Annotated in this window: 24 protein-coding genes; 4 read left to right on the top strand and 20 right to left on the bottom strand. The window is 53.8% G+C overall.

What is annotated here, in order from left to right:
* Positions 1-10: 10 nt before the first annotated feature.
* The 11 genes from ACQ66Q_RS17390 to ACQ66Q_RS17340 all read right to left on the bottom strand — a co-directional run bounded on the left by ACQ66Q_RS17390 (position 11) and on the right by ACQ66Q_RS17340 (position 10,476).
* Entirely contained in the window at positions 11-703 is a 693-nt protein-coding gene (locus tag ACQ66Q_RS17390; RefSeq protein WP_430457951.1) for a bifunctional 4-hydroxy-2-oxoglutarate aldolase/2-dehydro-3-deoxy-phosphogluconate aldolase, read from the bottom strand.
* Entirely contained in the window at positions 700-2,217 is a 1,518-nt protein-coding gene (locus ACQ66Q_RS17385; RefSeq protein ID WP_430457950.1) for a mannitol dehydrogenase family protein, read from the bottom strand. Before ACQ66Q_RS17385 ends, ACQ66Q_RS17390 begins: the two co-directional genes overlap by 4 nt.
* A complete protein-coding gene (gene uxaC, locus ACQ66Q_RS17380; RefSeq protein WP_430457949.1) occupies positions 2,214-3,635 on the bottom strand; it encodes a glucuronate isomerase in 1,422 nt (473 codons plus the stop codon). The genes ACQ66Q_RS17385 and uxaC overlap by 4 nt, the downstream gene beginning before the upstream one ends.
* Before the next feature lie 76 nt (positions 3,636-3,711).
* Positions 3,712-5,280, bottom strand: coding sequence for a UxaA family hydrolase (locus tag ACQ66Q_RS17375; RefSeq protein ID WP_430457948.1), 1,569 nt, complete (start codon positions 5,278-5,280; stop codon positions 3,712-3,714).
* A gap of 163 nt (positions 5,281-5,443) precedes the next feature.
* The gene (locus tag ACQ66Q_RS17370) at positions 5,444-6,910 is read right to left on the bottom strand and encodes a glycoside hydrolase family 28 protein (protein ID WP_430457947.1); all 1,467 of its coding nucleotides are present in this window, start codon (positions 6,908-6,910) and stop codon (positions 5,444-5,446) included.
* Between the two features lie 191 nt (positions 6,911-7,101).
* Positions 7,102-8,013, bottom strand: coding sequence for a LysR family transcriptional regulator (locus ACQ66Q_RS17365; RefSeq protein ID WP_430457946.1), 912 nt, complete (start codon positions 8,011-8,013; stop codon positions 7,102-7,104).
* A gap of 25 nt (positions 8,014-8,038) precedes the next feature.
* Positions 8,039-8,557, bottom strand: a complete 519-nt coding sequence (locus ACQ66Q_RS17360) for a DUF2938 domain-containing protein (protein ID WP_430457945.1) — start codon at positions 8,555-8,557, stop codon at positions 8,039-8,041.
* Positions 8,558-8,561: 4 nt separating this feature from the next.
* The gene (locus tag ACQ66Q_RS17355; protein ID WP_377239875.1) at positions 8,562-8,792 is read right to left on the bottom strand and encodes a DUF2798 domain-containing protein; all 231 of its coding nucleotides are present in this window, start codon (positions 8,790-8,792) and stop codon (positions 8,562-8,564) included.
* A 317-nt stretch (positions 8,793-9,109) separates the two neighbouring features.
* Positions 9,110-9,514, bottom strand: coding sequence for a fosfomycin resistance glutathione transferase (gene fos / locus ACQ66Q_RS17350; RefSeq protein WP_430457944.1), 405 nt, complete (start codon positions 9,512-9,514; stop codon positions 9,110-9,112).
* Between the two features lie 17 nt (positions 9,515-9,531).
* On the bottom strand, positions 9,532-10,029 hold the full coding sequence (locus ACQ66Q_RS17345) for a cupin domain-containing protein (RefSeq protein WP_430457943.1): 498 nt from the start codon (positions 10,027-10,029) through the stop codon (positions 9,532-9,534).
* The gene (locus tag ACQ66Q_RS17340) at positions 10,030-10,476 is read right to left on the bottom strand and encodes a hypothetical protein (RefSeq protein WP_430457942.1); all 447 of its coding nucleotides are present in this window, start codon (positions 10,474-10,476) and stop codon (positions 10,030-10,032) included.
* A 213-nt stretch (positions 10,477-10,689) separates the two neighbouring features.
* On the opposite strand from ACQ66Q_RS17340, the gene ACQ66Q_RS17335 reads away from it, so the two are divergent.
* The gene (locus ACQ66Q_RS17335) at positions 10,690-12,075 is read left to right on the top strand and encodes a hypothetical protein (protein ID WP_430457941.1); all 1,386 of its coding nucleotides are present in this window, start codon (positions 10,690-10,692) and stop codon (positions 12,073-12,075) included.
* 28 nt (positions 12,076-12,103) lie between these two features.
* Here the strand turns inward: ACQ66Q_RS17335 and ACQ66Q_RS17330 are convergent, their stop codons facing one another.
* On the bottom strand, positions 12,104-12,436 hold the full coding sequence (locus ACQ66Q_RS17330; RefSeq protein WP_430457940.1) for an antibiotic biosynthesis monooxygenase family protein: 333 nt from the start codon (positions 12,434-12,436) through the stop codon (positions 12,104-12,106).
* Between the two features lie 267 nt (positions 12,437-12,703).
* On the opposite strand from ACQ66Q_RS17330, the gene ACQ66Q_RS17325 reads away from it, so the two are divergent.
* Both ACQ66Q_RS17325 and ACQ66Q_RS17320 read left to right on the top strand, forming a co-directional pair.
* Positions 12,704-12,991, top strand: a complete 288-nt coding sequence (locus ACQ66Q_RS17325) for a hypothetical protein (RefSeq protein ID WP_430457939.1) — start codon at positions 12,704-12,706, stop codon at positions 12,989-12,991.
* Between the two features lie 84 nt (positions 12,992-13,075).
* Positions 13,076-13,567, top strand: coding sequence for a hypothetical protein (locus tag ACQ66Q_RS17320; protein WP_430457938.1), 492 nt, complete (start codon positions 13,076-13,078; stop codon positions 13,565-13,567).
* Here the strand turns inward: ACQ66Q_RS17320 and ACQ66Q_RS17315 are convergent.
* Both ACQ66Q_RS17315 and ACQ66Q_RS17310 read right to left on the bottom strand, forming a co-directional pair.
* Entirely contained in the window at positions 13,564-14,184 is a 621-nt protein-coding gene (locus ACQ66Q_RS17315; protein WP_430457937.1) for a class I SAM-dependent methyltransferase, read from the bottom strand. The two genes, ACQ66Q_RS17320 and ACQ66Q_RS17315, sit on opposite strands and share 4 nt — an antisense overlap.
* A 45-nt stretch (positions 14,185-14,229) precedes the next feature.
* Complete coding sequence (locus ACQ66Q_RS17310; protein WP_430457936.1) at positions 14,230-15,129, bottom strand: hypothetical protein; 900 nt, start codon at positions 15,127-15,129, stop codon at positions 14,230-14,232.
* 594 nt (positions 15,130-15,723) lie between these two features.
* Here ACQ66Q_RS17310 and ACQ66Q_RS17305 point away from each other — a divergent pair.
* Entirely contained in the window at positions 15,724-16,695 is a 972-nt protein-coding gene (locus ACQ66Q_RS17305) for a transposase (RefSeq protein WP_430457935.1), read from the top strand.
* A gap of 363 nt (positions 16,696-17,058) precedes the next feature.
* Here the strand turns inward: ACQ66Q_RS17305 and ACQ66Q_RS17300 are convergent, their stop codons facing one another.
* The 6 genes from ACQ66Q_RS17300 to ACQ66Q_RS17275 form a co-directional block, all read right to left on the bottom strand.
* The gene (locus tag ACQ66Q_RS17300) at positions 17,059-17,892 is read right to left on the bottom strand and encodes a hypothetical protein (protein WP_430457934.1); all 834 of its coding nucleotides are present in this window, start codon (positions 17,890-17,892) and stop codon (positions 17,059-17,061) included.
* A gap of 58 nt (positions 17,893-17,950) precedes the next feature.
* Positions 17,951-18,496: a GNAT family N-acetyltransferase gene (locus ACQ66Q_RS17295; RefSeq protein ID WP_430457933.1), complete on the bottom strand. Its 546-nt coding sequence runs from the start codon at positions 18,494-18,496 to the stop codon at positions 17,951-17,953.
* Positions 18,497-18,535: 39 nt separating this feature from the next.
* Positions 18,536-19,384 carry an ion transporter gene (locus tag ACQ66Q_RS17290; protein ID WP_430457932.1) on the bottom strand — a complete coding sequence of 283 codons (849 nt, stop codon included), beginning with the start codon at positions 19,382-19,384 and terminating at the stop codon, positions 18,536-18,538.
* Positions 19,385-19,537: 153 nt separating this feature from the next.
* Entirely contained in the window at positions 19,538-21,715 is a 2,178-nt protein-coding gene (locus ACQ66Q_RS17285; protein ID WP_430457931.1) for a prolyl oligopeptidase family serine peptidase, read from the bottom strand.
* A 90-nt stretch (positions 21,716-21,805) separates the two neighbouring features.
* Entirely contained in the window at positions 21,806-22,705 is a 900-nt protein-coding gene (locus ACQ66Q_RS17280) for a DMT family transporter (RefSeq protein WP_430457930.1), read from the bottom strand.
* Positions 22,706-23,217: 512 nt separating this feature from the next.
* On the bottom strand, positions 23,218-23,721 hold the full coding sequence (locus ACQ66Q_RS17275; protein ID WP_430457929.1) for an alpha/beta fold hydrolase: 504 nt from the start codon (positions 23,719-23,721) through the stop codon (positions 23,218-23,220).
* Positions 23,722-23,738: the final 17 nt, after the last annotated feature.

Below are 23,738 nucleotides of genomic sequence, written 5' to 3'. Positions count from 1 at the left end.
CAGGCTCCTGTCAGGCTGATTTTTTTAACTGCTGGGTTTGTTGTTTGTCTGCCAGCAGCTGTTTATCTGCCAGCACAGTCGCAGCAATTTGCAGCGACTGTTCAGTCAACAGGCGCACGGCGTCGTAGTCGGCGTTTTGCAATGCTGCGGCCGGAGTCAACCAGCTACCACCAACGACAAACACGTTGGGCAGCGCCAGATAATCCGCCAGATTATTGATGCCGATACCGCCGGTCGGGCAGAACTGCACTTTTGGCAGAATAGTACGCACTGCGTTCAGCAAGGCCGGGCCGCCACTTAAATGTGCCGGGAAAAACTTCAGCTCGGTCAACCCCAGCTCATGGGCGGCCGCCATTTCGGTGACAGTCTGCACACCAGGCGCTAACGGCAGGCCGGTTGATAACATCGCTTCCAGCAACTTCGGCGTAGCGGCCGGGCTGACCAGAAACTGCGCGCCGGCCCAGCTACAAGCTTGCGCCTGCTCTGCGTTTAATACAGTACCGGCGCCGACCAATAGGTCTGGCAACGCTGCGCGGATCGCTGAAATCGCGGCCAGTGCTTTAGGGGTGCGCAGCACCACTTCGACCGCTTTGACACCGCCATCGCGCATAGCACGGGCGATCGCAACGGCCTGTTCCGGCTGTTCGGTCTGAATAATGGGCAGCAGCGGACTGCCGTTTAACAAGGTCGATAAGGCCTTCATGCATCAACTCCGGATAAAAACTGCGATAAATCAGTGGGACCGCCCGCCAGGATTGGGCTCAGCTGCTGGTAGGCCTGCCATAACGCGGAGACAAACGCCGTGTGAGTGACCAGATCCGTCGAAAAAATACTGTCGAGCGCCAGCCACAGCGGCACATCGATCCGGGCATCGCCGGTACACTGCGCGGCCGTGGCCAGTAACAGCGGTGCTAACGGGTCCACCAGCGCCGGCGCCTGTTCACCCAGCTCGGCCGCCTGCGCGGCACGTAAGCGAATAAACTGCAACCAGCTGGCAATCGCCAGTGCCAATAACTGCACAGAGCGGCCGTCTGCCAGGTTGTCACGGAGCACTGGCAACAAGCGCATTTGCAGCTTTTGCGAGCCGTCCCAGGCAATTTGCGCCAGTAAATGCCGCACCGACGGGTTTTCAAAACGGCGGAAAATATCCTCGCTGTACTGCGCCAAATTCAGCCCATCGACCAGCGGCACCGACGGCAGAATTTCGCTCTCGACCAGCTGTCGTACCAGCTGACTCAGCTGCGGATGCGCCATCGCATCAAATACCGTCTCAATTCCCAGTAAAGAACCGAGATAAGCCAGCGTCGAATGCGGCGCGTTTAACAAGCGCAACTTGGCTTTTTCAAAGGCGGTAACGTCTTTGGTGAACACAACGCCAACGTCGCGCCAGGCCGGCTGGTCGGCCGGTAAAATATCCTCGACCACCCACTGACAAAACGCTTCGCGTTTCACCGGCCAGGCGTCCTGCAGACCAAGCCGGGTCGCAACCAGATTGCGTAGCGCATCGTCGGTGGCCGGCGTGATGCTGTCGACCATCGAACAAGGGCAAATCAACTCAGTAAGTTGCAGTAAAAAGTCGACATCTTTAGCAAAAACAGTGGCATTTGCGGCGAAACAGCGTACTGCGGCTTTTAACTTATGGCCATTGTCGGTCAGGTTGTCACAGCTCATCAGCGTCAGCAGCGGCAAACCGGCCTGATGACGTAACCACAATGCCTGCGTCAGCAAACCGATGGCTGATTTTGCCTGTGAGACCGCATCCGGTAACTGCAAATCGGCGGCGATATCGGCGTGGGTTAAATCGAGCTCGCCACTGTTATTCAGGCAATAACCTTTTTCAGTGATGGTCATCGTCACGTATTTACAGCTTGGTGCCGTTAAGCGCGCCTGTACTTTGAGGTAATCCAGCGGCGCCACCAGCACTTCAGCAATACTGCCGATCAGCGATAAGTGGCTGTCCTGTTCCATTTGCGCCAGGGCATAAAGTCCATCTTGTGGATTGAGCGCTTCTGCCACATCTTTGCTGCGCATCGACACGGCACAAATCCGCCAGTCGCCACCGGCTTTAGCCATCGCCGCATCGGTATAAAACGCCTGATGACCACGGAAAAACGCGCCCGGGCCCAAATGCACGATGCCAATCTGCGGGTTGTCGCCTTGCGGTTGTAAATAGACCGGCAATAACGCGCCGGCAGTGCTGAGACTTAAACGATTCATAACTGATAAGCCTGCTTGGCCAGACGGTAAGTCAGGTCATACGCCAGTTCATGCGCTTCGTCTTCGTTCAGACGGTGTTCTGCCACCAGCTGCGCCAGGAAGCGGCAATCGATGCGCCGTGCCACGTCATGCCGCGCCGGAATGGATAAAAAGGCGCGGGTGTCGTCGTTAAAACCACAAGTGTTGTAGAAACCGGCCGTCTCAGTGACCTGATGCCGGAAGCGCAGCATGCCTTCCGGCGAATCATGGAACCACCAGGCCGGACCCAGTTTCAGCGCTGGATAATGCCCGGCCAGCGGAGCCAGTTCACGGGCGTAGGTGGTTTCATCGAGCGTAAACAGAATGATGTTCAGCCGGGCTTCGTTGCCGTATTTCTGCAGTAAAGGCTTCAGTGCCTGCACATATTCAGTCGGGCTTGGAATATCAGCGCCTTTGTCCGGCCCAAAGCGTTCAAAAATCACCGCGTTATGGTTACGGTGTGCGCCCGGGTGAATTTGCATCGTCATGCCATCTTCGAGGCTCATGCCGGCCATTTCGGTCAGCATCTGGCCACAGAACAGCTCTGCGTCGGCAGCGCTGGCACCGGCTAAACAGCGGGAAAATAACGCTTCGGCTTCAGCCAATGGTAAATCGGCGGTATTGGCGGTTGGGTGACCGTGATCTGTGGCGGTAGCACCATGGTCGCGGAAATAGGCCCGACGGATACGCAGCGCCTGCAAATAGCCTTGCCATGTCGTTGTATTTTCACCGGTGATGTCACCGAGTTTCTGCACATTGGCCGCAAAATCAGCTCGGTCAGCATCGACCACATCATCAGGGCGGAATGTGGTGATCACGCGTTTTTCAAAACCAGTGCCTTTGAGTTTGGCGTGATGTTTTAAATCGTTCAGCGCACCTTCGGTAGTGGCAATCACTTCGATATTAAAACGGTCCAACAGTGCACGCGGTTTAAAAGCTTCAGTGGCGAGTGCGGCGTTGATGTGATCGTAATACAGGTCAGCGGTGGCCGGGGTCAGGCTTTCACGCAGGCCAAATACATCATGGAACACCGAATCCAGCCACATCCGTGACGGCGTGCCACGGAACAGATGGTAGTGCGCAGCAAAAATATGGAAAATTTTGCGGTAGTCGGTTTCGACGGCAACGCCATCCCGACGACGAATACCGAGTTGTTCCAGCGTGATGCCCTGGCTGTACAGCATGCGGAACACATAGTGATCGGGCAGCAGCAGCAAACTGGTGGCATTGTCCCAGTTCTGGTTATCAGCAAACCAACGTGGGTCGGTGTGACCGTGTGGACTGACGATTGGCAAATCTTTAATCCGCGCATACAAACGCCGGGCGATATCCCGCTGCAGCGGATCGGCGGCAAACAGACGGTCCGGATGTAACTCTAAAACTTTGCTTAATGCTGACATAAATGATCTCTTTGCTGCTTGCCCGTCAAAGCCCGCGGGCGAATTAATTTCTGCCTTCCCGGCCACAAAAGTGTTGTTAAAGCGTCACGCCGTTTTTCCAGATGGCGATTTCTTTATTCAGATAAATCTCATTGCGTGTGCGCTCGCCCGATGCCACCGCGACCAAATAACGGAAAAAGTCTTTGGCAAAAGTGTCCACCGCCACGCCGTCTTGCAACATGGCACCGGCGTCAAAGTCAATCCAGGTTGGTTTACGCACGGCTAAGGCACTGTTAGAGCTGATTTTGACCGTCGGTACCGGGAAGCCGAGCGGCGTACCGCGGCCGGTGGTGAATAACAAAATGGTGGCGCCGGCTGCGGTCAACGCAGTCGACGATACCGCGTCGTTGCCAGGGCCTTGTAATAAGGTCAGGCCAGGCACTTTGGCGCGTTCACCGTAGCCAATCACCTGCTCCACCACAGCACTGCCGCCTTTTTGAATGGCCCCTAAAGATTTTTCTTCCAGCGTGGTGAGGCCACCGGCTTTATTGCCAGGGCTCGGGTTCTCATACACCGGCTGGTTATTGGCGATGAAATACTGTTTAAATTCATTTACTAAGCTGACGATGTCCGTGAATACTTGCTCGGTGCGCGCCCGCGCCATCAACACTTGCTCAGCGCCAAACATTTCCGGAGTTTCAGTCAGAATGACTTTGGCGCCGGCACTGGCCGCTAAATCGGCGATTTGCCCGACCAGCGGGTTGGCGGTGAGACCAGAGAAACCATCAGAGCCGCCGCATTTCATGCCAAAGCTCAGTTTGCTGATGGAGCAAGGCTGACGCTGATCGCCGGCCATCAGCTGCAACAATTCAATCGCCGCTTTGAGGCCTTCTTCATCTTCGTCGGTGACTTGTTGGGCGTTAAAAGCGCGAATGCGCGCCGGGTCCAGATGCTCCAGCCCCATTAACAAAGTCGCCAGCTGATTGTTTTCACAGCCAAGGCCAATGATCAGCACAGCGCCAGCATTCGGGTTTTGCGCCAAACCGGCCAAGACACTGCGGGTATGGGCCAAATCGTCGCCGAGCTGTGAGCAGCCAAACGGATGGGTGTAAGCAAAGACGCCGTCGATATTGGCCAGCTTTTCGTTATCTACATAAAGCTGTGCCGCCTTGGCGATACGGCTGGCCGCCTGATTGACACAGCCAACTGTGTTTAAGATCCACAGTTCATTACGTGTGCCCACTTCACCGTTGGCGCGCGGATAACCCATAAATTCAGTCGGTAAATCCGCCGGATAGCTGCCGTTATCGCGTGACAGACCATGGTACTGATAAGCCAGTTCGCCATCGAGCGCGGTTTTTAAGTTATGGCTATGGATATGACCACCGGCCGGCACGTCCTGTGTCAGCACACCGATGGCATAACCATATTTGATCACGCTGTCGCCGGCTTTTAAGGCCGTCAGCGCTAATTTATGCCCAGCCGGCACCTCCGCGGGCAAAGCGACCGGCGTGGCAGCAAAGTCATTCGGCAGCACAAAGCCAGCCTCGAGCTGGTGCAGCGCGACGGCCACGTTATCGCGCGGATGTACTTGCCACAACGCGATCTCCGGCGTTTGCAACAGCGGAGCGCTGCAGCTGGAGTTGGTATTTGCTTCAATTGCCATCAATTCAGGGCCTGTTCTCTAAACCGTTGTTTGACTGTGATCACCGGGTTGGACAAGGTCTGTCACCGCGTTAATTCACCTAATTTTACACACTGTCTATCGGTGGCATGCCGATGGACAAAAAGGGCAGCGCAGTGCTGTCACACTGATAACTGCCGCCCACTTAACCTTGCCAGTGCCACGGCTTGCCATTGACCAGCACCTGCTTACAATCCAGCTGTCCAACCGCTTCAAGCACGCCAATGCTCTGACAATTCACCTGCACACTGGAAAGTTGCAGCGGGCCAATCTGGGCTTCAGGGAAACCACGCAGCTCAAACAGCCGCTGCGCTTTATCGACCTGCAGGTTGTGCACAAAGATATTGCGTACCGTCGGCAGAAACGCGCCGGCCCGGCCTTCTTCATAAAAGTAGTTCACGACGATGACGTCTTTGACTTCGCCGATGACGATGTCGCGCAGCGCCACCGTATCAATCAGGCCGCCACGCAGCGCGTTGGTTTTGATGCGCAGGCCACGGTCGAGATCGGGGCTGCTCATCAGCAAACGCCGGGCAAAAATATGCTTGGCGCCACCGGAAATTTCACTACCAATCACCACACCACCGTGACCGGCTTTCATCGTACAATCCTGGATCAGCACTTGCTCGACCGGCCGGTTGAGACGACGGCCATCGGCGTTACGGCCGGATTTCAGCGCGATACAGTCGTCACCGGTATCAAACAAGCAATGTTCAATCAGCACGCGGCGGCAAGATTCCGGATCGCAGCCGTCAGAATTGGGGCCATGCGACACCACAGTGACGCGACGGATAATCACATCTTCCGATAACACCGGGTTCATCACCCAAAACGGCGAATTTTGTAAAGTCAGCCCCTCGACCAGCACGCGTTGGCACTGATAAGCCTGAAATAGTGGCGGGCGCAGGAAGTTTTGCGGCAACACCCGTTCCGCCACAGGCTTGCCCTGCTCAATCCACTGCATCAGCAAATCACGACCGGCATGCTGCACTTTGGTGTTGTCGACCGGCCAGGGCGTATGTTTCCACTGCCCTTTCCACGGCCACCAGCTGCTGTTACTGCCGCCGCCGTCGATTTTACCGTTGCCGGTCAGGCCGATATTCTCGGCGCCAAAGGCATAAATCAGCGGCTGATAGCCCATCAGTTCCATGCCTTCCCAGCGGGTAAATACTAACGGCAAATACAGCTCAAGCGCCGGATGGAACGCCAGCACAGCGTCCTGCTGCAGATGCAATTCAACATTGGATTTCAGCGTCAACGCGCCACAAGGCCAAACCCCGGCACGTACCAGCACCCGGCCACCACCCGCCTGATGACAGGCGTCGATGGCACGCTGAAAGGCCGCTCTGTTGTGCCGCGCCGTATTCAGGTCATCCTGCTTACCGGTATGGGCAGCAAAATCGGTGACGCTAAAAGTCCTGGCGGGAAAGCTGGTGCGGGCTAAGTCGCGTTCAATCGCATCGGCTTGATCCCAGAGCAAATCGAGCGCACTGCGCGGTACATCAGCAGTATCCGCCGCAACACCCGGCACACCTGCACAACGCCATAATGCCAATGGCAGCGCGGCGGCAAGACCGGCTTTGAGAAATTGGCGTTTTGGCATCATCGGCATGGCATCTTCCTGTGCAGTGTGTTTGCGCTGACCGAATGGCCGGCAAAGTGCCGGATCAGTCTGCTGTGAAAACCAGCATAAGACAAGCTGCCACCGGTGGCAATAGGTGCAGAAAAAATTTTGCCACCGAAGGACAGAAATCAGACCAGCAACTGCAGCACTCGATCCGGAAAAGGTGTTCCAGCTGCTGTTTATTCTTCTGAACGCTGAGCCGCATCCGCAGCTATTTGCGCCATCAGCTGCATCACCAGCAATAACAAAGGCTCTTGCTGTCTGCGCGCCAAACAGCCAAATAACAGCTGAACCTGCTGCAGCACAGGTCCGATTAACCGCACCTCGCCTTTTGCAGCAGCATCCCTTGCCGTTGGCGTATGCAACAAGCCGATCCCAACCCCACTGCTAATCAGCGCCCGGACCAGATGCTCCTGATCGGCTTCAATCATTTTGGCCGGTCGAAACCGCTGCTCGCGAAACAGGCTCTCAGCGGCGCGGCCGCAACAGCTGCCTGCCGGCGCGCTGATCCACGGCAACAGGGCGAGCCACTGCCAGTCCGGTGCCGGCTCAGTTCTGAAGCCTGCCGGTAACAGCTGCGGCGCAACCGCCAGCTGAATGCCAAAACGGTCCACACCTTCACTGTGCAGCAGCTCGTGCTGGTCATACTCAGTGTAAAAACCGGCATCGAGCCGACCTTCGCGCAACGCGGTGGCAATATCGGCCGGACTGCCAAACTCTAGGCTGACATCCAGTTCTGGCGCCGTTTCACTGAGCTGTGCCAGCAACTTCCCCAATAAAACTGCGCTGGCGCCGCGGTTTGATCCCAGACGCAACCGGCCCGTCAGGCCGCCACGTAACCGGCGCGCTTCATCCAGCAAATCACGCTGCAGCGCCAGTAGTTGCTCAGCTTTGCTCAGGATCTCCACACCATGCGGAGTCAGGGTCATACCTCGCACTGTGCGCTCAAACAGGGTCAGGCCTAACTCTTCTTCCAGCGCTTTAATTTGGGCACTGACCGCCGGCTGACTGAGATACAACTGTTCGGACGCTTTGGTCACAGCCCCGCTTTTAGCGACAGTGACAAAAATCTTTAACTGATAGAGCTCCATATCGTCTCCTGCTTCGGGCGCACGCCTAAACCGGCAATAAATTCACTGACCAGGCGTTATACACCAAAGCCGACAGATACAAGCCAACACCAAATACCAAATGACTGCTCAGGCTTTTCAGCCGTGCCTGCCAGGGTTTTGGCGTATTAGCCGCCGCAACCCCCAGACCAAACGCCGGCTGCATCAGCAAAAATGGCATCAGCACAGTAACGGCGCCGAGGATTAACGCCGGTGCCAGCGTTGGCGCAGCCAGCCACTGTCCGCCCTGCCAATACAGCAGTGGTAAGGCGAATAACACACCAATCGCATAATGCGCGGTCCAGCCCAGCACACATTCACCAGTCTGCTCCGGCGCTTTGCCAATACCATTGTGGCGAAATTGGCCATCACGCATCAGCGCAAACCAACGGCCGACCAGACAAAAACTCAGCGATTTGACGCCAAAACCTCTATTGAGTAACCAAGACCAGCCATCCAGCAGCAATGTCGCGCCGACACCGAGCACCAGCGCTGCGGCGGCCATATCGATAAACGCTCCCATCATCACCTCAGGCGTCTTTATCGACAACAGCAGTGACCAGTGCACGCACCAGCGGCGTCACCAGCACAATAGTCGGGAACGCCACGATAAACGCCATGCCCCAGGCATGCAGCCAGATCCCGGCAAGACCATCAACCGGTCCCAGATTTAGCAACGTGATAACAAAAGACATGATGCCGGACATCAGCAGCGACATAAAAAACGAGAACACATAAGGGGTATATTTGCGTGCGATCACTCTTCCTCTCCCGGTGCGCTGTGCGACACCCTCAAGCCAGATTTCAGTTGGTTGTAGCCGGTCACTGCTACCACAAAAGCTTCAGGTACCGGCAATGCGCACAGTGTGCAGCGCCGTGCCGATGCCGTCTAATTGTCATTTTGGATGGGGGTATCAGTTTTCCTGAGGGTATATACCCTTATTCCTTGAAGATTTGGCGGTGTTGGCTGCCCTCACTCACCCCAGTCACATAGTTAACTATGCTCCTGAAGCTTCGTTCAGTTGCCGCCTACCCGAATCTTCAATGATTTTGGGTATACGCAGCGAATTGAAATTTCTCAGCTTTGCGGCCATAGCAGGCCGGCATACGGCTGTTGGCGCAACGACGCCAGCCGACTTTGCAGACTGCCGCAGTGGATCTCGAGTTGATGACCATCCGGATCCAGAAAATACAGTGACGCCCCTTCACTGCTGTTTTGCTGCCATTCCACCACTCTTGCAGCACGCAGTTTGGCGGCAAAATCAGCAAAGTTTGCTTCGTCAATGCTAAACGCCAGATGACTGTAATCTTGCGCCGGTTTTGCCTCGCCCACCGACAAACATAACCAAAAGCCTGGCAAGCTCAAATAAGCGCCACGCCCCCACTGCACTTCCAGCTGAAAGCCCAACAACTGCTGATAAAACTGCAGCGAAGTAGCCAGGTCTCTAACACTGAGTGTGATGTGATTCAGTCCGGTCAACATGTAATACTGACTTCCTGTTAATACGGGCTGCCATCTTTGTGGCTGAACTGCCACTGGCCTGCGACAAAATCCGCACGCAGATCATTGTCCGGATACACCACGGCATCGCCGGCACTGCGGTCGCCGACTTCCAGATAGCGCACCACCATGCTGCTGCGGTTGACCAGCTGATGACCATCGCCGCTGCCGGCGGCAAAGCCGGCACACATACCCGGCTCCAACAAAGTTTCGCCGGCATCGGTGATCAGCGTCGCCTGACCTTCGAGGATATAAATAAATTCGTCTTGCCGGCTGTGACAATGGCGCAGCGCTGACATCGCGCCTGGCGCCAGTTCGGTCAGATTGACGCCAAAATTCTGCAGGCCAAACAAATCACCCAGTACTCGTTTTTGCCGGCCCTGCATCATCGCAGCAAACGGTGGTGGATAAATCGACGGCTTTTGCCGCGGTGCCACGTCCTGCGCAGTGACTACCAACAGCACATTGCCTGTGTTCGGTGTTACTGATTCGCTCATTTAAGGCTCCTGTGATTTTGCTTGCGGCTGATCCAGACCTAAATCCAGATAAGCAACGATGTAACCATATTGCTGATCGGTGATCTGACCGGCTTTATGCTGTGCGGCAGCTAATTCATGGCTCCAGCGCTGGCCTTGTGGTGCTGGCGGGATCGTCAGATCCAGCTGCAACAAGCGCTGCTCCTTAATTTGATGCCCCTGTGCCGCTGCGCCTTTGGCGCAATACGCCAACACATAATCAACGGCATGTTTATCGACGGCTGGCGCCCAGCTGTACTCAGTGGCGCAACCGGTTTTATGCTCGCCTTGTGGTGTCACGTAATCTAAATGGCCGCGCGTACAGCCGCTCAGCAGTAGCGTCACAGCCACCACAGCACCAATTTGGCTGCGATAACCCTGACTCAAGAAGGCATGGCATAAGTAGAAGCCTGATCTTTTGGGCGCCATTGGAAGTCCTGACTGTTGGCGAATAACTCAGCATACGGAGTCCGGCAGCTGGAGACAACCACCCGGAACGATGACACCGCACAGACAATCTGCAATACTATTTCTAATATCCATGAGCACAATATCGGGCAACTATCGTACCGCGACGACCTGCCCTGGCAGTGTTCTGACTTCAGCTGCTCCTATCTCCCATGTAAAAGAGGCACTTGCTGCGTGAATCATCTAAAAGCTTTATCAAAACATTACATCCGCCGCGTTTTAAATGAAATCCGCTACCCACAAGGCAAAGATCAGACTTTATTTATCAATAGCTGGTCATTGCAACATCCACTGATATTTATCGAATATGAATTTAAAGGGCTCCACTATCAGAATAAGATCGAATTTACTGATTTGACTGAGGATGATTTCAAATCAGTGGATGCTGACACATTAAATTTACTGGTGGCGCATATTGCTATCATGATGAGCAATGTGTTCTTTAAAATTGACCATATCAACAGGATCGAATGCCGGTTTGCCGCATTCGGGCCCAACTGGACTGAATTCCATCAGTACCTGCTGTCACGCGCACTCGGTGAGTTTAAGTTTCTGCAGGGCTTGTCGTTACACCATCCTCTGACGGTCGCCGGCAACGCGGTCTGCACCGAAGATACGCAGTTGCCGCTGCGAGAATTCAACGAGCAATGTCTGGTGATGAATGGCGGCGGCAAAGACTCCATCACGTCCGGTGAACTGGCAAAACAAGCTGGCTTGCCATTTGCTTGGTACACCGTTGGCTTAAATACCGTGCGTAAAGCCGTGATCGACACTGCTGCCAGTGGCGACAGTCTGTCGATCACTTACAAAACCGACAGCAAGATTGGCACCGATGCGAAATTTTCATATACGCCAATCGCCGGCCCGGCATTTATTTCTAGCACCGCACTGCTACATGCCTATCTGAAAGGCTACAAATATATTGTATTTAGTAATGAACGTTCGGCAGATGATCCAAACCTGATTGTGGCCGGTGTTGAAATCAATCACCAGTACTCCAAATCATTAGATTTTGAATCACATTATCGAAACTTTGCCCAAAGTGTCACTCAAGGCGGCGTACATTATTTCAGCTTATTCCGGCCTATTTATGAACTGGCGATCGTCAAAATATTCTCACAGTATCCAAAGTATTTTGACAAATTTATCAGCTGTAACATTGGGATCAGTAAAAACATCTGGTGTAAAAAATGCGAGAAATGCGCCTTCATTTTGTTATGTATGGGCGCCTACCTGGATGACGACGAAATTGTGCGGATCTTTGGTGAACCGCTGATGCAGAATCAACACATCCGCAAACATGTCATGCGCTTGTGCAGTAATCAGACCAAAGCCTGGGAATGTGTCGGTTTGCAGGACGAATGTCGCTTGGCTTTAAGAATGTATCTCGATCGTCGCCCGACAGAGGAATTCAGCGCTGCGCCTTATCGCCGCGATCTGGAAAAAAGCTGTGCGGGCATCTCAGTACCGGCAGCGCGTGCTGAATTTCTGTCGGTGAAACCCGAAGGGCACCATGTACCGGAACGCTTTATGGCGGTGCTGAAACAGGCCTGCAGTTAATCCATAGCTGACCAGGCACAGCACGCAATCACTGCTGTGCCTTATCCATCCCATAATCGCGTTCTACTTTTGCGATCCGGGTTTTAAATGCACTGTACCACTGGCTGTGGCCGAGTCGCTGCGCAGCCAGATGGTCGACATCAGCTTTCCACGCCGCAATCGCGGCCAGATCTGTCCAGTACGACACAGTAATGCCCAGCGTTTCGCGCGCAGATTCGATGCCGAGAAAGCCGGCTTGCTGCGCGGCCAACGCGACCATCCGATCAGCCATGTCGGCGTATCCGTGATCGCCTTCGGTGCGCACTGAACTGAAAATAACCGCGTAATACGGTGGGACCGGGGTTTGTGCAAGAAGTGGCATAGCTGATTTCCCAGCAGGTCAGACGTAAGGCTTGTGGTTAGCCTAACGTGAACCGGCGTCGGCCGCAATGATCGCTGCAGGCTGTGGCTGTCCGTCATTGACATACCAGCAGTGCGGACTGTGGCTGTCCGCCATTGACACCACCAACTCAGCGGTCTGTGGCTGTCCGCCATTGACATATTTTGTCGATATTTGTCGCGCAAATTGCCTTGTTCAGCCGCAGGTCTCGCCTTACTGTGAGTCGTTGAGTTGTGTTCCGGAGTTTCAATGCTGCCATCTAGCCAAATCGAAATCCGTTGTCAGGACGGCTTTTTGCTGCGCGGCCAATGCTGGCAGCCAGACGTACCGCCCAAAGGCATAGTCTTACTACACCCGGCGACCGGGGTGCCGCAGGGTTTGTATGCAGGATTTGCGGCCTATTTGCAAAGCCGGGGCTTTGCCGCAATCAGTTACGATTATCGTGGCATAGGTCTGTCCCGACCGGCGTCGTTGCGCGGATTTCAGTGCCAAATGCTGGATTGGGCTTTGCTGGATGTTGAGGCCGTGATGGCATAGGCCACAGATCAGTTCCCGCACCTGCCGTTATTAGCGGTTGGTCACAGTTTTGGCGGCCATGCCATAGGCTTGTGCGACAGCAGCGTGCAACTGCATGCCGCCGCTTTTGTCGCGTCGCATGCTGCAACCTTACAAGTGATCTACCACCGAGTTGAGCGCTGGCGCGCCAGGTTTTTATTACGCCAGCTAGGGCCTTTTTGCGCCGCAACTTTGGGTTATTTGCCTGCGCGCGCGTTACGGCTCGGTGAGGACTTGCCCGCCGGCGTAATCCGCCAATGGGGCCATTGGGCCGGTCAACCGCGATACTTCTTTGATGATCCGGATCTGCAGGCCAGCCGTCGTTTTGCCAGACCGGCGATGCCGGTACTGGCGATCGGCTTCGCCGATGATTTATGGGCCACGCCGCCTGGGATTGATTTATTGATGAGTCAGCTGGTGAATTGTCAGGTGGAACGACGGCACATTGAACCGCAGCCACAAGACGGCACCATTGGTCATATGGGCTTCTTTCGCCGTAAACATCAGCATACTTTATGGCCGGAACTGGCCGACTGGCTGGAGCTGCAGCTGGTTTAGCTGGCCGCAGCGTCGCTGCGTCTGCCGATCAGTAAAAACACCGGGTATTGGCCATGCGGCTTTTGCACCACACTGGCATCACAAACCTGCACTTCGCTAAAACCAGCCGCACGGGCTTGTGCGGCGATCGCAGTACGATCAAAACCGCAATGAAATACGCCGGTATCTTCGGTATGAAAACTGCCATCTTCAGTATCGAGGTCGGCCAGCGCGATAAAAGCACCAGGTCGCAGCAACTGGTGAAACTGTAGCAATAGCGCGGGAATATCGGCGATATGATGCAAAGTCATCGACGAAATAACGCCGTCAAACTGGCGTTGTAACGGCGTCTGGGTCAGGTCTTGCTCCAACACTTCCAGCTCACAGGCAATGTCAGCCGCTTTTGCACGCAGCTGTGCGTTCATCGACGGTGATACATCCAGCGCAGTGATTTTGGCCACCCAAGGTGCGATTTGCTGTAATAACAAGCCGGTACCGGCACCGAAATCCAGCAATTGCATGCCAGACTGTAATGCTATCGCAGCTTTGATGGCATTGCCGATCGCGACGACATTATCTACCCGTTGCGGGTTCTGCTCGTATGACGCGGCTTTTTCGGCGAAAAAATCGTGAGACATCAATACTTCCTAGTGTGATTTCCTGTGTAGACTTCTCTCTCGGCTTTATTCCGAGACGGCTGTTTCAGTAAGTCTGCGCTGCCGTAACCACAACGACAGCGCCAGCATCAGACCGAAACCTAACACTGGCGCGGCACCATAACCGATCAACGGCGCCGGCGTCGCGCCGGCAACTGAACCGCCATATAACACCGCATAATACACCGACACGGCTGCCAACCATGGCTGATCCAGCAAACTTTGCCGGTACAATGTCAGCAGCATTATCACGGCACTGGCGATCACGGCCAGACCCGCCCACAGCGCATAATCCAACGCCAGAGCGAACACGCCCTCGACATAAGGCACGGCGCTGAGCCCATCCTGCTGGCGCAAAGTCCAGTAACACAATACCAGCAATGGCAGAAAAACCAGCCCAGACAACAGGCCGGGCGTGCCGCCAGTGACGTCTCCAGAGCGGCAGGCTTGTAAATACAATAATGGGAATGCGATGGTCAGTGCCAGCACTTGCGCCGCGTCCGGCTGCAATGCCAGAAAAACTGCAGTGGCCAGCAAAATGCCGCAAGCGGCGGCCTGATGCGCCGGTTGCTGTAACAATTGCGCGGTCAGCACCAGGATGGCCGGCACCAATAAACTGCCACTATAAAGCTGCAACGGACCAAACTGCAGCCAACGTAGGGGCTGAGCCGGCGCGTCAGCAGGTACCACCGTCAGCAAAGGCACCCCCAGCAATAACACCAATAAACAGGCCAGCGCCTGCAACGTGCCCGGCAATACATCGCCCTTACTACGGGCGCCCAGCCAGACCAACACCGCCGCCAGCAACAAACTGCCAACCTGCACCAGATATAGCGGTAAAGCCACACCGGCTAGCACCAGCACGGCAAACCCGGCCAGCACCGGCACTACACTGAACCATAAACCAATAGATCTGTCTGCCATCATCGCGCGGGTCCTTTCCTGATGCAGCGCTGAAAATCGCGGGTCAGCCTGCACACTTCGCAGACACAGGAAAAGACTGCATAAAAAAACAACAGAAGTAAATGGGCCGAACTGAATTCTGCGTTAAAACTCGGAGTCTTTACTGAGCAGCAAGCAGGCGGTATCCAGCCAAGCGACAATTTGCAGCGGGCCTTTCGACTGCAATTCCATTGCGGGGAACTGCGGCAAAAATATGCGGAAAATGCACCGGAACGCGCACAGAGGAAAACGGACAGAGGAAAACGGACATCCACAAAAACGCGGAAGAGGAAAACGGACATCCACAAACTAAAGCAAGAGGAAAACGGACATCCACAAAAACGCGGAAAACGGAAACGCGGAAAACGGACATCCACAAAAATACGCGGAGAACGGGATCCACAAAACGAAGAACGGAAATCGAACGCGGAAATCGGACATTCACCTTGTGGCGGAAAACGGCCCCGCCTATCGTTCAACCGGAAAATGGGAATCTATCGATTGCTGAAACCGCCTTGACATTAACGTTTTTGCAACCAATTTTATATCAAATGAATTTTTGACTGTCAGGACGACATCATGCCCAAACCACGCAAGCAACAAATCGCTCTTAGCGAAACACCGTATTACCATCTGATTAGCCGTTGCGTCCGCCGTGCGTTTTTATGTGGTATTACAGAAACTTATAACTTTGAACATCGTCGGGGCTGGATTTTGGAAAGGCTGCATCAGCTCACAAAGATGTTCGCTATTGATATTGCAGCTTTTGCGTTGATGTCGAATCACTACCATCTGGTAGTCCGGGTAAATGTAGCCAGCGCGGCAGATTGGAGTTATCAGGACATTGCAGACCGCTGGCAACTATTGTTCCGGTTACCGCTGTTGGTTGAGCGTTATCTCTGCGGTGTATCAAGCGGTGACGCTGAAAATCATGTTGTTGAAAATACTCTGGAAAAATGGCGCTCAAGGCTTTGCGATATTAGCTGGTTTATGCGCTGCCTGAACGAACATATTGCTAGACTTGCGAACTCTGAGGACAACTGCACCGGGCGGTTTTGGGAAGGTCGGTTTAAATCGCAAGCACTGCTCAATGAAAAAGCTGTCCTTACGGCGATGGCCTATGTCGATTTAAACCCAATCAGAGCAAAAATGGCTCCAACGCCGGAAGCCTCTAACTACACTAGTATTCAGCAACGCCTTGGCAAAGCAGTCCACTGTGCCTTTCACGGTGAATTGCTACCATTTGCCGAAGATAGTCATCAGCATAACGTTCAACAGCATATTCCTTATCATTTCGTTGATTATATTGAGCTTGTTGATTGGACTGGCCGACAAATGCGCCAAGATAAACACGGAAGTATCAACACTGCTACCCCCGCTATCCTCACCCATCTGGGTATCCCATCTCACTGTTGGCTACAAAACTGCCAACTACTTGAAACCGACTTTCATCAGGTGATTGGTCCTATCAGCTCATTGAAACAGTTTTGCCAAAAAATTGGCCAAAGTTGGGTGCACGGCCAAACAGCCTGCCGACGAAGTTTTGGCTAAACATTCACAACCAAAGGCTAACAAAAACGCCCCCCCTGATTTGCAGTTTCCAGAGCGCAAAGCTGATCACTCTTGGCTTACAATTTTCTAACGAAAGTTTATTCAAAGGGTTCTAAGCCTCTGAAGCATTAGGCATCCTGTTGTTATAATTATTGCCGTGATTTTCTTAAAATCTGGCTGCAGCCAAAGACTTTGCAAGCGCTACTGAAACTAGCTCAATCTGTGGGTGTCCGGAAAAATGCGGAATAATGCCAATTGGTGGATGTCCAAGATGATTGTCCAAGATGATTGCCAATTGGTGGATGTCCAAGATGATGATGCCAATTGGTGGATGTCCAAGATGATGATGGAGATACCAGAAGATTACCGGCCGCCCGTTAGCCTGAGCCAGGCCTGCCAGGCATCAGCCCGCTCTGCAGCTGGAAAAGGCTCCAGCAACATGGATTGAAACTCCGGTTTACCTCGGAAAGTCAGAATGGCTCTGTTCAATTGCTGCAGGATCTCCGCCGTTTCAGCATCGCGTTTGCAGGCGAAAAAAGCTAACGCGAAGGGATCTGCTTCCAATAGCTTAAAAGTCTGCAGCTGCGAGAGTTCCTGCGGCGTTATCGCTACCGAATACTCCAAAGCCATGTCAACAAAGCCTTTGGTTAGCATCGGCAAGGTTTCGCCAAAACGCGATACTTTGGAGGTTCTGATATAGACGGCTTTGCTTTTGCGATGTGCTGACAAAATCGGATCTATAGTGGCACCGTAAGTCCGTCCATCTTCAGTGACCAGCACCGGCGGATTGGGCAGTGCCAGCAAGCGCGCCAGACTGACGCGACCATCTTTGTCCTGCATCGTCTTCAAACGGTTTACCCAAGGCGAATCGGTTTTGAGTAGCAGACGGACATCGGGGGCGATAACATAGGGTTCGCTGTACAAAAACTCATCCTGCCTTGCCGCAGACTTACGCACGCCCGGTACACAGACACCACCAGTACTTCGCATCCCGGCGAGTGCACGATTCAGGCTGACAGTTTCAATTTTGTAAGGGGCGGGATAATAGCGCATCACCTGCTGCACCATGGCGACCGGAAGGTAAGTGCTATGCTGTGCCTGATACAATTCAGCAGGGCTCATCGACATCAGCAATAATTCTGCAGCCTGAACCGGCCACAAAACCAGCCAGCTGAAACTTAGCAAGATTCGGCGCATTGACACTCCTTGCCGGCAAAATGCCAGCAGAAGCAGTGTAACGCGCCCGGCCCTGAGATTAAAGAGGTTGCCAATCGCGCGCCAGCAACCCCAGTTTTATATCATCAACATATTGGCCGCCGAGGAAATAGTTCTCACGCAGCAAGCCTTCCTGCACAAAACCATGTTTTTGCAGTAACTTCAGACTCGGCTCATTGCCTTGGGTCACAGTGGCAACCAGCTTATGATAGCCACAATTCTGCACCGCAAACTGCAACAGGCTTTGCAGTGCTTCGCCGGCAAACCCCTGACCTTGCTGCGCCGGAAGCAGTAAAAAACCGACTTCAGCCTGCCGGTTCGCCCAGTCGCTGCGCAAACCAATCACGCCGACAGGGGCTGAATTGTCCCGCCGTTCTATCACTAACGCCATCATGTCGGGACGATGTACAGTCCAGGGCAACAGCCGGCTGTCAAATCTGGCACGGATTTGCGCTTCGTTCAGCGCATCACAGACATAACGCCGCACCGCTTCATCCTGGTGTAATTGCAAAAATAGCGTCCAGTCGCCGGCACGCATAGTACGCAGCTGTAACCTGGCACTGGTCAATTCGAGAGAGCGCTCCATAGCATTTCTCCGGTTAAATAAGATGAGCTGACCGTTTTATCAGCCCGCAGACTGACTTTTGACGGCCTCACGCAGCTGCTGTAACTCTTCACGGATAGCTCTGAGTTCGGTATGTAGCAGCTGTTGCTCCCGCAGCTCGGCCTGCTTGTCCAGTTCGCGTTGCGACGCATGTTCTTCCTCACTGAAAGTCTGCATCGTATTGACGATAATCGCGATAAACAGATTCAGCATGGTGAACGTCGCAACGAGGATAAAGAGCACAAAAAACAGCCAGGAATGAGGAAATTGATCCATCACCGGGCGTGCGATCCCCATCGACCAGCTCTCCAGCGTCATTATCTGGAACAAGGTATAAAACGACGCTCCGATACTGCCAAACCACTCAGGAAAAGCGGCACCAAAGATCTTGGTAGCCATCACGGCAAAGACGTAATAGATCAGAATCAAAACCAGCGCGATTGAAGACAGCCCCGGCAAGGACCCTAATAACGCAGACACCACGCGGCGCATCGATGGCACCATCGACAACACGCGCAGGACCCGCAACACCCTGAGCGAACGCAGGACTGCCAACGGTCCTGAAGCAGGGATCAGCGCAATAGCAACGACGGCAAAATCAAACAAACTCCAGGGATCTTTAAAAAAAGCGGCACGGTAAGCAAAGATCCGCAGCAACAGTTCAACCACAAAAATACTCAGCAATACCTTATCCAACAGTAATAACGTACTGCCATATTGCGCCATCAAGGCCGCTGAAGTTTCCATGCCAAGTAATACAGCATTCAACAGAATCAGCGCCAAAATACATTGGCCAAACCGCGGTAATTCGACCAATGCCTGAACCCGCAATCTTAGCGGGCTTGCCACAGACTGTGGTGTAGTTTCCATAACAGACTCCTTGATATGAACTGCGGCGATTGTAACGACTGACGTCGTTGAAGCACAGCGCCAAGGGCGCAAATAAGGGTTGAAATCAGGCTGCAAAGGCTGAAAAAAAACCGGCATTAAGCCGGCTTAGTCGGGATTCAGCACCATCGCGGCTTATTGCACTTTAGCGACTTCTTTGACGCCCATGTTCCACAGCGTAAAACCAAAGGTATCAGCTGTTTGTTCGATCGTTTTTGACACTGGCGTGCCTGCACCGTGACCGGCATTGGTTTCGATGCGGATCAGTTGCGGGTTGGCACCGCCCGCTTTGGCCTGCAGTTCAGCGGCAAACTTAAAGCTGTGCGCCGGAACTACGCGGTCATCGTGATCGCCGGTGGTGACTAAAGTTGCAGGATATGCCACGTCTTTTTTCACGTTATGCACCGGTGAATAGCCTTTGAGGTATTCAAACATCTCTTTGGACTGTTCGGCTGTGCCATAGTCGAAGCCCCAGCCAGCGCCCGCCGTGAAGGTGTGGTAGCGCAGCATATCCAGCACGCCAACCGCCGGCAGAGCGACTTTCATCAGGTCTGGACGTTGCGTCATCACTGCACCGACTAACAGACCGCCGTTAGAACCACCACGGATCGCCAGTTTGTCGTTTGACGTATATTTCTGTGCCACCAGATATTCGCCGGCCGCGATGAAATCATCAAACACGTTTTGTTTTTTCAGCTGAATCCCGGCTTCATGCCAGGCTTTACCGTATTCGCCGCCGCCACGCAGGTTCGGCACGGCGTAGACGCCGCCCATTTCCATCCACACCAGGTTGGCGACGCTGAAACTTGGCGTCAGGCTGACGTTAAAACCACCATAGCCGTACAACATGGCTGGGTTGGTGCCATCGAGTTTCAGGCCTTTTTTGTGGGTGATGATCATCGGCACTTTGGTACCGTCTTTTGAGGTGTAGAACACCTGCTTCGATTCATAATCGTCGCTGTTAAACTTCACGGCCGGTTTGAAGTGTACTTTGGACTCGCCGGTGGCCGGGTCATAGGCATAAATCGAGCCTGGCGTGTTGTAGTTCGCGAAGCTGTAATACAACACCGCATCTTTGGCTTTGCCGTCAAAACCGCCGACAGAACCAACGCCTGGCAGTTGCACGTCACGCACCAACTTGCCGTCGTAATCATATTGCTGCACTTTGGAGATCGCATCGACCATGTAAGTCGCGAAGAAAGAACCGGCACCTTTGCTGACTTCCAGCACGTTCGCCGTTTCCGCGATCACGTCTTTCCACTCTGCTTGCGCAGGCTTGGTCATATCAATCGCGATCAGACGCTGATTCGGCGCTTTAAAGTTAGTCGAGAAGTACAGGATGTCGCCTTTGCTGTCGATCAGGTTGTAATCGGAGCTGCCCTCGCCGTCCAGCGTGATAAAAACGCTGTCTGGTTTGGTTAAGTCTTTCACCAGCAGTTTGTTGCCTGAAGTCGCATTCGCGGCAGACACCACCAGATACTTACCGTCCTGCGTTACAGTGCCACCGACATAACGGTGTTTCTCAGCATCAGTCCCGCCATAAACCAGCTGGTCGTCTTTTTGTGGCGTGCCGATTTTATGATAATACAGCTTGTGCTGGTCGGTTTTGGCCGACAATTCACTGCCTTTTGGCTTGTCGTAGCTGGAGTAGAAGAAGCCTTCGTTACCTTTAAACGAAATGCCGGAGAACTTGACGTCAACCAGTTCAGGTTCCAGTTTTTCTTTGGTTTCAGCGTTGATGACAAAGACTTTGCGCCAGTCACTGCCGCCTTCAGAAATGGCATAAGCGGCAATAGAACCGTCGTCGGTGAACTGTAAATCAGCCAGTGAAGTGGTCGCGTCCGCAGAAAAACCGTTTGGATCGAGGAACACTTCCGCCGGGCCGCCATCTTTCTGGCGATACACCACATATTGGTTCTGCAGACCGTCGTTTTTGTAGAAATAGGTGTAAGCGCCTTCTTTGGTTGGTGCACCAACTTTTTCGTAATTCCACAGTGCTTCTAAGCGCTGTTTAATCTGATCGCGGTATGGGATTTGCGCCAGATAATCAAAGGTCACTTTATTTTGCGCTTTGACCCATTCCGCGGTTTCGGCGCTGCGGTCATCTTCCAACCAGCGGTAAGGGTCCGCCACTTTGGTCTCAAAATACGTGTCGACCACATCACCTTGTTTGGTTGGTGCGTATTGCAGTTTTGCCACAGGTGCGGCCTCCGCCACTGTTGTGCCTGCAGCTGCAGTCGCAGCTTGTTCTGGTTTTGGTCCACAGGCGGTTAATACAGCCAGCGCAACTGCGCCTAACATCATACGTTTCATCAAAGCTCCCCTTTGCTTAAACAGACAAAGCCACGAGGATAACAAAATTTTCACAGCATACAAATGCAGGCTACCGCGACTGAGCGCGCATCAACCGGCTTTCGCCGCCAAAGCCGCAGCGGTTACGCCCCAATTGCGCTGATGGGCAATCAATGCAAGCACTATCAGCGCCATACCGCCATATTGGCTCGCGCTCAAAGTGAGGTCGTAGTACCAGAAATCAATCAGCACCGTCAGCAGCGGGTACACGAAAGACAAAAAGGCGATACTGGTGACCGGCAGGCGCTGAAAGGCGCTATACATCAGGTTGTACATCAATCCGGTATGCACCAGCCCCAGCGTCAGCAAAGCGCCAATACTGAGCGCTGGCATCACCAGTAGTGAGGTTTTCTCCAGCGGTAACATCAGCAACACGCCGAGCACCATCTGTAAACCGGCAATTTGCGCTGGCGCGACACCGGTCAGTTTGCGCGTCGTCAGCGTCGCCACCGCATACAAACAGGCGGCGACTGCAGCGAGGCCCACACCTTGCCATAACAGCGGATTGTGGCTGTCCTGATCCAGACCCGTAGTGCCGGCCACCCCAACGAACGCCAGTGCCAGCCAGCCCCACTTCGCCGCGGGCGGCCATTGTTTGCTACTGAAGGCAGTCAGTAACAACAGGAAAAACGGCTGGGTGTGATAGACCAGCGTCGCAATCGAAATCGAACTGAGTTGGTAAGCCCCAAACAGGCAAAACCAGTTCGCCACCAGCGCCAGCCCACCGGCCAGTAAATAGCCGCTTTGCTCTGCACTGAGTTTTTGCCAGCCGCGCTGCCAGCTCAGATAGGCCAACAACGCCGCGCCGCCGAGCAAACAGCGATAAAACACCACAGTGGCCGTATCCTGGCCGCTTTCCACGACAAAAAGACCAATGGTGCCCGACATCAACATCGCCACCAGCATGCGCCAGCTACCGGCGAACTGCGGGTGTTGCAGTAAATTCTGCATGGATATTCCTATTCTGCGGTATCGAAATAATGCCCGATAGTGCGGCAGCGAACTCTGTTTTAGCAAGTCTGGTTTGTTGCAACAGTCTGTTGCGCTTCGCTGGTTCTTTGCCCTGCGGGCGGCTATTGGCTTATTTTTCAGTCTTACCTTGACGGTTGGACCGCCTAGCAAAGATTTCACCTGACGGTGAGTTCCTTTCTTTTGCCTTGCCAAAAGAAAGGAACCGAAAGAAAAGGCGCACCCGATTCCACTCGACAGCGCTTGCGCTGAACAGCTTTAGCTGGTCCGAAGGATAGGGCGTAGCCCGTATAAAGCCCGTCAGAAAAGTCGCCTCAAATTGCCATTTTTCAGCGGGCTTTCGAGCAGAACCGAGGTCGGTTTTTCTTTGGTTACTTTCTTTTGCTGAAACAAAAGAAAGTGACTCACCGTCAGGTGAAATCTTTGCTAAGCGATCTTTCCGCGCAGGAAAAAAAGAAAAGTAAGCCCACCGCCGCCCGCAGGGCAAAAAAACATCAAGCCACGCGCTGCACGGCGCCTTGCCGCCAGGACTGCAGTACGGCATCGACGATCAGCGCATGGTCCGCGTCCAACACCAGATGCTGATGCGCATGCAACTTTGGCCACTCCTGCCACCAGCCGCCGCAGCGAGCGACCAGATTGGCAAAATTCGGCTTGTCATCACCGGCCAGATAATTGCGCCAGTGCCGGCAGTTTTTGTGTACTAGCGCGCCGTTGGGTCTGCGCCAGCTCACTGGATCTATCGTCACCAATTCATCCACGCGATAACCATTGGCAATCACCCTTGTCGCCATACTGGCACCATAACTGTGGGCAATCACCAATACCGGCTGACCCGCCTGTTCTTGCAGAAAGCGGCTTAATGCGCGCTGTTCAAACCACTGAAAATAATGCTGACCCGGTAACACATGCTGGCGCACCAGACCGGTGTATTTATCCAGCGCGCCGCCGACCCAAACGATCCGGCGTAATTCGCGAATTGACGTGTTGGTGCTCATCTGCGCACAAACCTCCG

Origin of the sequence: Rheinheimera sp. (assembly GCF_965283995.1) — a bacterium.
GTDB lineage: Bacteria > Pseudomonadota > Gammaproteobacteria > Enterobacterales > Alteromonadaceae > Pararheinheimera.
The sequence above is the reverse complement of the archived record's forward strand: the minus strand, read 5'-3'. Positions and strand labels throughout refer to the sequence as shown.

Bases quoted from the DNA above. Each gene is read 5' to 3' on its own strand.
- ACQ66Q_RS17305 (WP_430457935.1), top strand. From the start codon at position 15,724: ATGCCCAAACCACGCAAGCAACAAATCGCTCTTAGCGAAACACCGTAT.
- ACQ66Q_RS17340 (WP_430457942.1), bottom strand. From the start codon at position 10,476: ATGGCGCCCAAAAGATCAGGCTTCTACTTATGCCATGCCTTCTTGAGT.
- ACQ66Q_RS17290 (WP_430457932.1), bottom strand. From the start codon at position 19,384: ATGGAAACTACACCACAGTCTGTGGCAAGCCCGCTAAGATTGCGGGTT.
- ACQ66Q_RS17285 (WP_430457931.1), bottom strand. From the start codon at position 21,715: ATGAAACGTATGATGTTAGGCGCAGTTGCGCTGGCTGTATTAACCGCC.
- ACQ66Q_RS17370 (WP_430457947.1), bottom strand. From the start codon at position 6,910: ATGCCGATGATGCCAAAACGCCAATTTCTCAAAGCCGGTCTTGCCGCC.
- ACQ66Q_RS17275 (WP_430457929.1), bottom strand. From the start codon at position 23,721: ATGAGCACCAACACGTCAATTCGCGAATTACGCCGGATCGTTTGGGTC.
- ACQ66Q_RS17375 (WP_430457948.1), bottom strand. From the start codon at position 5,280: ATGGCAATTGAAGCAAATACCAACTCCAGCTGCAGCGCTCCGCTGTTG.
- ACQ66Q_RS17330 (WP_430457940.1), bottom strand. From the start codon at position 12,436: ATGCCACTTCTTGCACAAACCCCGGTCCCACCGTATTACGCGGTTATT.
- ACQ66Q_RS17310 (WP_430457936.1), bottom strand. From the start codon at position 15,129: ATGATGGCAGACAGATCTATTGGTTTATGGTTCAGTGTAGTGCCGGTG.
- ACQ66Q_RS17315 (WP_430457937.1), bottom strand. From the start codon at position 14,184: ATGTCTCACGATTTTTTCGCCGAAAAAGCCGCGTCATACGAGCAGAAC.
- ACQ66Q_RS17360 (WP_430457945.1), bottom strand. From the start codon at position 8,557: ATGATGGGAGCGTTTATCGATATGGCCGCCGCAGCGCTGGTGCTCGGT.
- fos (WP_430457944.1), bottom strand. From the start codon at position 9,514: ATGTTGACCGGACTGAATCACATCACACTCAGTGTTAGAGACCTGGCT.
- ACQ66Q_RS17345 (WP_430457943.1), bottom strand. From the start codon at position 10,029: ATGAGCGAATCAGTAACACCGAACACAGGCAATGTGCTGTTGGTAGTC.
- ACQ66Q_RS17295 (WP_430457933.1), bottom strand. From the start codon at position 18,496: ATGGAGCGCTCTCTCGAATTGACCAGTGCCAGGTTACAGCTGCGTACT.
- ACQ66Q_RS17280 (WP_430457930.1), bottom strand. From the start codon at position 22,705: ATGCAGAATTTACTGCAACACCCGCAGTTCGCCGGTAGCTGGCGCATG.
- uxaC (WP_430457949.1), bottom strand. From the start codon at position 3,635: ATGTCAGCATTAAGCAAAGTTTTAGAGTTACATCCGGACCGTCTGTTT.
- ACQ66Q_RS17300 (WP_430457934.1), bottom strand. From the start codon at position 17,892: ATGCGCCGAATCTTGCTAAGTTTCAGCTGGCTGGTTTTGTGGCCGGTT.
- ACQ66Q_RS17325 (WP_430457939.1), top strand. From the start codon at position 12,704: ATGCTGCCATCTAGCCAAATCGAAATCCGTTGTCAGGACGGCTTTTTG.
- ACQ66Q_RS17385 (WP_430457950.1), bottom strand. From the start codon at position 2,217: ATGAATCGTTTAAGTCTCAGCACTGCCGGCGCGTTATTGCCGGTCTAT.
- ACQ66Q_RS17390 (WP_430457951.1), bottom strand. From the start codon at position 703: ATGAAGGCCTTATCGACCTTGTTAAACGGCAGTCCGCTGCTGCCCATT.
- ACQ66Q_RS17365 (WP_430457946.1), bottom strand. From the start codon at position 8,013: ATGGAGCTCTATCAGTTAAAGATTTTTGTCACTGTCGCTAAAAGCGGG.